This window comes from Xenorhabdus bovienii, assembly GCF_024721015.1.
In the GTDB taxonomy this organism is placed as follows: domain Bacteria; phylum Pseudomonadota; class Gammaproteobacteria; order Enterobacterales; family Enterobacteriaceae; genus Xenorhabdus; species Xenorhabdus bovienii.
The window spans coordinates 1-422 of record NZ_JANAIF010000331.1; the positions used below are offsets into that span (position 1 = coordinate 1).

Genomic DNA, 422 nt, shown 5'->3' on the forward strand with positions numbered 1-422 from the left:
GCCTGTGTCACTACCGGGTGGCCGAACATCATTATTTATTGATGATGTGGCACCATATTGCTATTGATGGCTGGTCCGTCGATATTTTTATGGATGAACTGGCGGAAATTTACTCTGCCCTGCGGGAAGGTCGTGACAGCCTGCTGCCGCCACTGGAAATCACCTACGGGGATTATGCCAGATGGCAGCGTGACTATTTGAAGGGCGAGGTGGGTGAACGCCAGCTAGCCTACTGGCAGCAGGCGCTGGCCGGTTATGAACCGCTGTCCCTGCCAACGGACCGAAGCCGGCCGGTACAGGTGGATTATCAGGGCCGGGATTTTAATTTTGCACTGGAAAGTGAACTTTCGCATCAGTTAAGGGCGCTGGCGAAAACGCAGGAAACCACCCTGTATACCGTTCTGCTCAGTGCGTTTTATGTC

General features: G+C 53.6%; 1 protein-coding gene. It reads left to right on the plus strand.

From position 1 onward, the window contains the following. Nucleotides 1–422, plus strand: a 422-nt coding sequence (locus NXS07_RS20845; RefSeq protein ID WP_258087613.1) for a condensation domain-containing protein, incomplete at both ends; no start/stop codon positions are given.